Genomic DNA, 8,274 nt, shown 5'->3' with positions numbered 1-8,274 from the left:
AGGTCTCTCTTCAAAGAAAGTCCGGAATTTTCTAAAAGCGATTTAAAAAAATTTGAAAAAGATGTCATCTAACACCCTGTTTATTTGTGACTTTAAGTAGCGAGATTTTATTTATTGCCTCTTCCAGTCGCTTTTTTGAGATCTGAAGATACTTTTCTTCCATATCAATCCCAACATATTTACGATCCAGCAAAACCGCTGCAACACCTGTTGTAGAACTTCCGCAGAAAGGATCTAAAACCAAATCATCTTCTTTCGTAGAAGCAAGAATAACTCTTTTTAAAAGTTCAAGTGGTTTTTGTGTAGGATGTTTGCCGAATTTTTTCTCTGTTACGGACGGTGCAGAAATCTCCCAAATGTTATCAATATTTCTTTGTTGTTCCTCTTCTTCTGTAAATTGCCATACATTACGCATCTGCTTCCCATTGTTCATTTTTTTCATCAATTTATAATCAAAGTAATGTTTGCTCTTTTCATTCTTTGCTGCCCATAAAACTATCTCTGTTGAATGAGTGAAATATCTGCATGAAAGATTAGGCGGGGCATTGCGCTTATACCAGATGATATCATTGAGAATCTTCTATCAAAGCTGCTGCATAGCAAAGCCAACTAAATAAATAATGTGAGTTGTTCCAGAAACCCAGATTGTTCCATTAGGCTTTAAGACACGCTGGCAGGCTTTCAGCCATTCAATTGTAAATTTATGATTTTCTTCTATCCCTCTTGATTTATCCCATTTGCCTTTATTAACAGAAACCATTTTCCCGGCATGGCAGGTAATTCCTCCATTTGAGAGAAAATAAGGAGGGTCTGCAAAAATCATATCAACGCTGTTTTCTCTCGCCTGATTTAATATTTCTACACAATCTCCTTTAAGGAGTCTTATTGAATGTTCTGGATTGTCGTAGTAAATGGTAAAAGGCTTTTTCTTGCCATAAGAAGCTGTTTCTTCGGAAATGTAAAACTCAATTGGAGTCTCTTGGAGGTAAGTTTTTGTCTTCTTTTTATTAGGCGTTACTTTTGGCTTATTATTTGTTCTTTTTGGCATCGAGCCCCTTAAACAAATCAGCGATCTTTATCTGTAAGGCATCTGATATTTTTTGGATATTCCCCAGAGAAATATTCTTTTTCCCGCGCTCAACATGGCTGATATATGTTCTATGCATCCCGCAGAGCTCCGCAAGCTGCTCTTGAGATAAGTTTCTCATCTCCCGATAAGTTCGTATTCTCTTACCAAATAGTTTCTTTATATCAGGCATAATCATTATGGATCATTTTTGATCAGATGCTGCTTATAAGTCTATAGACTATAAGTCACATTTAAAAAGGCACTGGATTCCGCATCAAGCATGTCCTCAACTTGATTTGGGATGCGGAATCCAGTAATTTTCTTATCGGCGATACGATGAGGGATAAATTCTATATCCCTTTGGCATACAAGGGCATGGAGCGGTTTCTAAAGGTGGGATTTATCCTCAAGGAGGACATCATCAAAATCCAGCATAACTGCAGGGCGACAGACTTCTGAGCTGGATTTAAGATACAGATTTCATGTTATTGTTTTAGAATAACATGAGCGGTAGGGTCATGCCATACCCCTACTGACAAGGTAGATAGGGAAGGCATCTTTGAGGAGGATGTATTTTGATAGAGGTGACTGTAGAGAAAATGATTTATGGCGGTAAAGGTCTCGCAAGAGATGATGGCCTGACAATTTTTATTCCAGGTGTTATACCTGGTGAGAGGGTCTATGTCAGGATAAAGAAGAAAAGGAAGGGTTTTGCTGAGGCCGAACTCATAGAGATTATTAAACCTTCACCTGATAGAATCACTCCTCAATGTAAGGGAGAGGAGGAATGTACAGGGGCTCACTGGCCTTATATTTCTTATCCAGCACAACTGAAATTTAAAGAGGAGATACTCCTTGAGACATTAAAAAAGATAGGGAATATTGAGCCGAGAAATATCCTCCCTATAATCCCTTCGCAAAATACAGACCACTACCGCCTGAGAGTCCAGCTTAATGTGAGGTATCATGATTCGAGGCCTCTGATAGGATTCTTTAGAGAGGGGACACACTATCTCATAGAGATCAAGAACGGATTCCTTCTCCATCCCCTTATCAATAGAACCCTTGATGCAATCATAAAGATAGCTGAACAACTTCCACCATTGAGGGAGATCCATATAAATGTGAGTCCTGATAGAGAGATTCTCATCCTTTTCTTTATAGCTATAGAAAGCCCTCAAAGCCTTGCCCCAATCTTCGAGGCACTCAGAGAAGATGTTAAAGAGGTTGTAGGGGTCATAAGCTATGCAGGTCGGAAGAAATATGAGGTCTTAGGGAGAAACTACCTAAAACTCAGGCTCGATGACTTCACTTTTCAGTCCAGAGAAGGAAACTTCTTTCAGGTAAACTGGGAGCAGAATAGAAATATGATTAACTCCCTTCTCGACCTCTCTGAACTCAAAGGAGATGAGAGGGTGCTTGACCTCTACAGTGGTATCGGAAACTTCAGCCTCCCATTGGCAAGAAATTCAGAAAGGGTTGTAGGGATAGAAAGTGGTTATTCTGCTGTCGAGGATGCCTTGAGGAATGCCGAAGAAAATGGAATCAAGAATATTGAGTTTATCTGTGAAGATGTAAGGAAGGGGTTGAAGGGGCTTCTTGAGAAGAAAGAGAGGGCAGATCTTATAGTCCTTGATCCTCCGAGGGCCGGGGCAACAAGGAAGATAATAGAAAGGATCATCGCCTTCTCTCCGAAGAAGATCATTTATATATCCTGTAACCCAACCACATTAGCGAGGGACATTGAGATGCTACAGGATGGTGGTTACTTCCTGAACCGCCTCCAGCCCATAGACATGTTCCCCCAGACATACCATATAGAATCAATAGCAGAGCTGCTTTTTGCGGGTTCAAGTCGTTGCGACTCGTAACTGAGTTTGTAACTTGAACCCGAATATTTAATATTTCATTTAGTCCTGGCTTAATAACAATTTTATTCCTATGATTTGTCTACGACTCGTAGAGCAGATGACCATACCCAGTCTTTCAGCCTCATCACATTTTCAAACTAAAGGGTTCAATTTGCAAAATTGAACCTACCCGAGGAAATAGTGTCTATTGTTGTAAGCGAGGTTAAAAAGGCGGTTTAATTTAGAAGTCTGGTTTCCAATTTGCTGCTGCCTTCTGTTATAATCCTTTACGATGTTTGAGGCTATAATTCTTGGAATACTGCAGGGACTTACAGAGTTTATCCCTGTGAGCAGCTCTGCGCACCTGATTCTCATGCCATGGTTTTTCGGCTGGGACGGCCAGGTTAATACACTTGCCTTCAGCGTGGCCCTGCATTTTGGAACCCTCCTTGCGCTTGTGTCTTATTTCTGGAAGGACTGGATTGACCTTTTAAAGACCATAAGGATGAAGGGCGGGTTTGTATGGCATATCTTCATTGCTACTATACCTGCTGCATTGGCAGGTGTGATTTTTCACGATAAGTTTGAGGAGATAAGAAGCCCTGTGCTTATTGTCTTTACCCTCTCTGTGGTTGCAGCGGCGATGTTTTTAGTTGAGAGGACAAAAAAAGACAAGCCCTTTGAAAAGATTGGCAGGAAAGACGCTGTTATTATAGGGATTGCTCAGGCCCTTGCCCTTATCCCCGGTGTGTCGAGGTCAGGCATTACGATAGTTGCAGGTCTCATGTGTGGCTTTCAGAGGGAAGCATCAGCAAGGTTTTCTTTTTTACTTGCCACACCGATTGTTGCCGGTGCGAGTATCTTTGAGGCCAGGAAGCTGGTGTCTGCCGGAGGGTTTGATTATAACATCTTCATTGCGGGCATTATTGCATCTGCTATTGCAGGACACCTCGCCATAAAGTATCTCCTTGCTTTTTTGAGGAACCATTCTCTCAGGCCATTTGCCTATTATCGTTTTATCCTTGCTTTTGTTATCATAGTAACTGTATGGACAAGAGCAGCAGGATAAAGGACGAAATTTTAGGTATTACAGCCTCTGTTGCAGGCCTTGTAATCCTCCTGAGCCTCTTGAGTCACAACCCCTGGGACCCATCGCTGTTTACATACAGCCATGGAAAGACCAGTAATTTGCTTGGACCTTTTGGTGCTTATGTATCAGACTTCCTTCTTCAGATAATCGGTTACACTGCATACGCTCTGCCAGTTATTTTTTGCTTTTACGGCATAAGGAGACTTTTTGACAGAGAAAAAAGACCAAAACTGATTATTATTACAGCAGTGGTTCTCCTGATATTATCCTTTTCTTCACTGCTTAATCTCATCTTTGGCCCAAACGCTGGTGGCGCAATAGGTTTTGTATCCGCAAAGGCATCAAGAAAAATTTTGTCCACAACAGGCTCTTACCTGCTCTTTGTCCCGCTCGCTTTTATTACTTTGATGTTCCTCATACCGTTTTCGCTTATGGGTCTTATAAAGACACTAAAGAGCTCACGCGAGGCAAGGCCTGTTGTGGAAGAGGAAATGCCTCCTCAGATTCAGGAGATTCCTCCTTTAAGAGGTGAGCCTCTGCCTTTGCCTCCTGAGCCGATCCCGAAGCGTCGGGAGTCGAAGGTGATGCAACAGATAAAGGGCGATTACGAGCTTCCGGGCATCGAGCTTTTAAAAGACTCTCCTTTGTCCAAGGCGCGTCCGAGCAGGGAGGAACTTATTTTTAATTCAAACCTCCTGGAGAAAAAACTTCAGGACTTTTCAATAGAGGGGAAGGTTACCCAGGTTTATCCCGGGCCTGTTGTAACATTGTTTGAATTTGAGCCTGCGCCAGGGGTAAAGATAAACAGGGTAATATCTCTGGCAGACGACCTTGCACTCGCCCTCAAGGCAATGAGCGTGAGGATTTCTCCTATTGCAGGGAGGGCAGCCTTAGGCATTGAGGTCCCGAATAAAGAAAGAGAGGATGTTTTTCTGAAGGAGATTCTTTCATCGGATATTTTCCGAAGGAGCCCTTCAAAGCTGACCTTCGCACTCGGAAAAGATATTTTTGGAACTCCTGTTGTGGCTGACCTCGGCAGGATGCCACACCTCCTTGTTGCAGGGGCAACCGGCTCAGGTAAGAGCGTTGCCATAAATGCAATGGTCCTGAGTCTTCTTTACAGGGCAAACCCCAAAGAGATAAAGATGGTGATGATTGACCCGAAACTCCTCGAGCTATCAATTTACGAGGATATACCGCATCTGTGCATGTCGGTTATAACAAGCCCGAAGGAGGCTGCTGAGGCCCTCAGGAAAATGGTCGTTGAAATGGAGCGCAGGTACAGGCTCCTTGCAGAAAAGGGTGCGAGGAATATAGATGGTTACAATAAGAGGCTTAAAGCTGATGAAGAGATGTTGCCTTACATAGTCATATTTATTGATGAGCTTGCAGACCTTATGCTGGTATCTGCACATGATGTTGAAGATTCAATAGCAAGGCTTGCACAGATGGCACGGGCAGCAGGGATTCACCTCATCCTTGCCACACAGAGGCCATCTGTTGATGTTATCACAGGAGTAATCAAAGCGAATTTCTCTGCGAGGATATCATTCCAGGTATCTTCCAAGGTTGACTCAAGAACGGTGCTTGACACTCATGGTGCTGAACAGCTCCTCGGCAAAGGGGACATGCTTTTTGTGAGTCCTGGCAGCAGGACCATCAGGATCCACGGCGCTTATGTAAGCGAGGAGGAGATAAGGGATGTTGTCAATTTTATAAAGGCACAGGGAGGTCCTGAATATACGGCCTTTGAGTCCCTTGATTTTGAAGGGCATGAGGAGGATGAGGGCTTTGATGATGACAGGGATGAGCTTTATCAAAAGGCAATTGCCTTTGCCGAGTCTGTTGGCGAGGTATCAATCTCCTCGATTCAGCGGCGCTTTAAGATAGGTTATAACAGGGCAGCGAGGATAATGGATATGATGGCAGAGGACGGACTTGTAGGGCCGCCAATGGGGGCTGGAAAGGCAAGGAGGGTTATCAGGAGGAGATGAAGAAAATTACAAATTACAAATTGCAAATTGCAAAAGCCACATCATTTACTTTATTTTTCATTTCTCATTTATTGTTTTTTACTTCTTCGTTTGCATTTGGCGATAATGTTGAGCGGATACAGAAAGAATACGAGGGAATTCAAGATTTGCAGGGCAGATTTATACAGAGGAGCTATATAAAAGACCTCGAAAGGACAGAGAAATACGAGGGCAGGTTTTTTATAAAAAGGCCGTTAAAGATGAGATGGGAGTATTCCAGACCCAGGGATGAGGAGGTCGTCATTAGCGACACAGATATATGGATTTATAAAAAAATGCAGAAGCAGGCGATTAAAGGGAAATTCAGCAGTGATACCTATGGCCAGGCCCCGATTGCCCTGCTCAGTGGTTTTGGTGATTTAAAAAAAGATTTTGATACGACACGAATAAAAGAAGGCGTCTTTGAGCTAAATCCAAAGGGAAAGATGGGCCTTATAAAAAAGATTATCCTTGAAGTAAACAATGAAGGCTTTCCTATAAAGTCTTTCAAGTTGATAGATGTTTACGGCAATACGGTCGATGTTACTGTGAAAGATGTTAGAATAAACCAGGGGTTTAAAGATTCATATTTTATTTTCAAGGCTCCGCCAGGAGTAGAGGTTTATGAGCTTAATCCATAAGGCACTTAAAAAGCTTGAGGCTGAAAAAAGGGCAGCAAAAAAGTCAGCAGAGGAGCGGGAAGGTTTTTATTCAATAAAGGGCGGCTCAAGAAAAATCCTCCTCGTCCTGACAGTTTGCGTACTGGCAGGACTTCTGCTAATTGTTCTCATTTATCCAAAAGGAAAATACAAGTCGGAATCGACTCGTACCGAGAAGGCTGTAGCACCCACGACTGTTAAGTCGGAATCGACTCGTACCGAGATTGAAACAGATCCCGATTTTGTCGGGACAAAAGACCCAAAGGCCCAGAGCCTTGAATATCACAAGAAAGGTCTTGAATTGTTCAAGGCAGGTGAAATAAAAAGTGCGGAAGATGCATTTAAAGAGGCTTTAAGGCTTAATCCAGGAGAGGCTGTATTCCATAACGACCTGGGTATCGTCCTTAAAAGTCAGGGAAATCTTGAAGGTGCGATGAAACATTATAAAGAAGCACTCGCCATAAATCCTGAGTTCCCAGAGGCCCTTAACAACCTCGGCGTTATTTACAATCTAAAGGGAGAAAATGAAAAGGCATTAAAGGCTTTCAGAGGCGCCCTCAAGTTAAGGCCGTCATATCCTGAGGCACATTTGAATTTAGCAATCCTCCTCGACTCAATGGGAAAGACAAAAGAAGCAGAGAACCACTACCACGCCTTTCTCGCAATGACAGTCGGGATCGACTCGTACCGAGATAGAGAAGATATTAAGAAAAAAGTCCAGGAGCGGCTGAATGCCCTCAAGAAGTAGAAAGAAAAAGCGCCATATCCTGCTAATCATCATCCTGATTGTGCTGGCAGTTTTGTTCCTGTATAAAGAGATAGGAAAAGAGAGCTTTCGACAGAGCATCCGGGATATCTTTGGAATAAAGGAGGAAATAAAGCCTGAAAAATTGCCTGAGATAGCTATTGTAATAGATGACCTTGGACATAATAAAAAGATAGCCGGAGAGCTTTTCGAGATAAAGATGCCCCTGACCCTTTCAATAATTCCCCAGCAGACTTACTCCAAATGGATTGCAGAGGAAGGTCATAAACTGGGCCACGATATAATCGCCCATATACCGATGGAAGCCAGGGACCCGTCACAGAAACTTGGGAGCGGAGGTCTTTATAGCTGGATGACAGACAGAGAAATACTCAATACTCTGAGGGAAGACCTTGAAGGGCTGCCCGACATAAAGGGTGCCAGCAACCATATGGGCTCTTTACTCACTGAGGACGAGAGGGCTATGAGCCTTGTTATGTCAGAGATGAAGCACAGGAGGCTTTTTTTCCTTGATAGCCTGACCACCCCGAAATCCATTGCTGCTAAGGCGGCAAAGGCCGAAGGGATAAAGGTTCTGAAAAGGGATGTATTCCTCGATGAAAAAGACGGCTCTGCTTACATGGAGGAACGCTGGCAGGAAGCCCTGGAGATTGCCAGAAAAAGGGGATATGCCATTGTATTAGCACACCCCAGGGAGGATACTATAAACTTTCTTAAAAAGACCATTGTATCAAAAGAGCGCGTGAAGATGGTCAGGCTCTCTGAGCTGAGCAGTCAGTGACAGGCTGTTGAAAAAGTATTTATTCATGCTTAGTTTGTCATTCCTGC

At 43.1% G+C, this 8,274-nt stretch carries 7 protein-coding genes and 1 pseudogene; 6 read left to right on the top strand and 2 right to left on the bottom strand.

The annotated features are described in order from the left end of the window. Positions 1–64: 64 nt before the first annotated feature. Together HZC12_02500 and HZC12_02495 are read right to left on the bottom strand one after the other, a co-directional pair. Positions 65–1,048 (bottom strand): annotated as a pseudogene (locus HZC12_02500) (site-specific DNA-methyltransferase). Then, positions 1,029–1,259: a helix-turn-helix transcriptional regulator gene (locus tag HZC12_02495; protein ID MBI5025599.1), complete on the bottom strand. Its 231-nt coding sequence runs from the start codon at positions 1,257–1,259 to the stop codon at positions 1,029–1,031. Before HZC12_02495 ends, HZC12_02500 begins: the two are co-directional and overlap by 20 nt. Positions 1,260–1,644: 385 nt before the next feature. Here HZC12_02495 and rlmD point away from each other — a divergent pair, with 385 nt between their 5' ends. The 6 genes from rlmD to HZC12_02465 all read left to right on the top strand — a co-directional run bounded on the left by rlmD (position 1,645) and on the right by HZC12_02465 (position 8,227). Next, positions 1,645–2,940, top strand: a complete 1,296-nt coding sequence (gene rlmD, locus HZC12_02490) for a 23S rRNA (uracil(1939)-C(5))-methyltransferase RlmD (protein MBI5025598.1) — start codon at positions 1,645–1,647, stop codon at positions 2,938–2,940. A 271-nt stretch (positions 2,941–3,211) separates the two neighbouring features. Next, entirely contained in the window at positions 3,212–3,988 is a 777-nt protein-coding gene (locus tag HZC12_02485; protein MBI5025597.1) for an undecaprenyl-diphosphate phosphatase, read from the top strand. Then, positions 3,967–6,003, top strand: a complete 2,037-nt coding sequence (locus tag HZC12_02480) for a DNA translocase FtsK 4TM domain-containing protein (protein MBI5025596.1) — start codon at positions 3,967–3,969, stop codon at positions 6,001–6,003. Before HZC12_02485 ends, HZC12_02480 begins: the two co-directional genes overlap by 22 nt. Beyond that, positions 6,000–6,662, top strand: a complete 663-nt coding sequence (gene lolA, locus HZC12_02475; GenBank protein ID MBI5025595.1) for an outer membrane lipoprotein chaperone LolA — start codon at positions 6,000–6,002, stop codon at positions 6,660–6,662. Before HZC12_02480 ends, lolA begins: the two co-directional genes overlap by 4 nt. Then, positions 6,646–7,428: a tetratricopeptide repeat protein gene (locus tag HZC12_02470; protein MBI5025594.1), complete on the top strand. Its 783-nt coding sequence runs from the start codon at positions 6,646–6,648 to the stop codon at positions 7,426–7,428. Before lolA ends, HZC12_02470 begins: the two co-directional genes overlap by 17 nt. Then, the gene (locus HZC12_02465) at positions 7,412–8,227 is read left to right on the top strand and encodes a divergent polysaccharide deacetylase family protein (GenBank protein ID MBI5025593.1); all 816 of its coding nucleotides are present in this window, start codon (positions 7,412–7,414) and stop codon (positions 8,225–8,227) included. Before HZC12_02470 ends, HZC12_02465 begins: the two co-directional genes overlap by 17 nt. Positions 8,228–8,274 lie beyond the last annotated feature (47 nt).

This window comes from Nitrospirota bacterium, from assembly GCA_016214385.1.
GTDB lineage: Bacteria > Nitrospirota > Thermodesulfovibrionia > UBA6902 > JACROP01 > JACROP01.
This window is presented reverse-complemented; position numbering and strand designations above follow the sequence as displayed.

Excerpts from the sequence above, each read along its gene's own strand:
- HZC12_02495 (MBI5025599.1), bottom strand. The coding sequence starts at position 1,259 with ATGCCTGATATAAAGAAACTATTTGGTAAGAGAATACGAACTTATCGG.
- HZC12_02485 (MBI5025597.1), top strand. The coding sequence starts at position 3,212 with ATGTTTGAGGCTATAATTCTTGGAATACTGCAGGGACTTACAGAGTTT.
- HZC12_02480 (MBI5025596.1), top strand. The coding sequence starts at position 3,967 with ATGGACAAGAGCAGCAGGATAAAGGACGAAATTTTAGGTATTACAGCC.
- lolA (MBI5025595.1), top strand. The coding sequence starts at position 6,000 with ATGAAGAAAATTACAAATTACAAATTGCAAATTGCAAAAGCCACATCA.
- HZC12_02470 (MBI5025594.1), top strand. The coding sequence starts at position 6,646 with ATGAGCTTAATCCATAAGGCACTTAAAAAGCTTGAGGCTGAAAAAAGG.
- HZC12_02465 (MBI5025593.1), top strand. The coding sequence starts at position 7,412 with ATGCCCTCAAGAAGTAGAAAGAAAAAGCGCCATATCCTGCTAATCATC.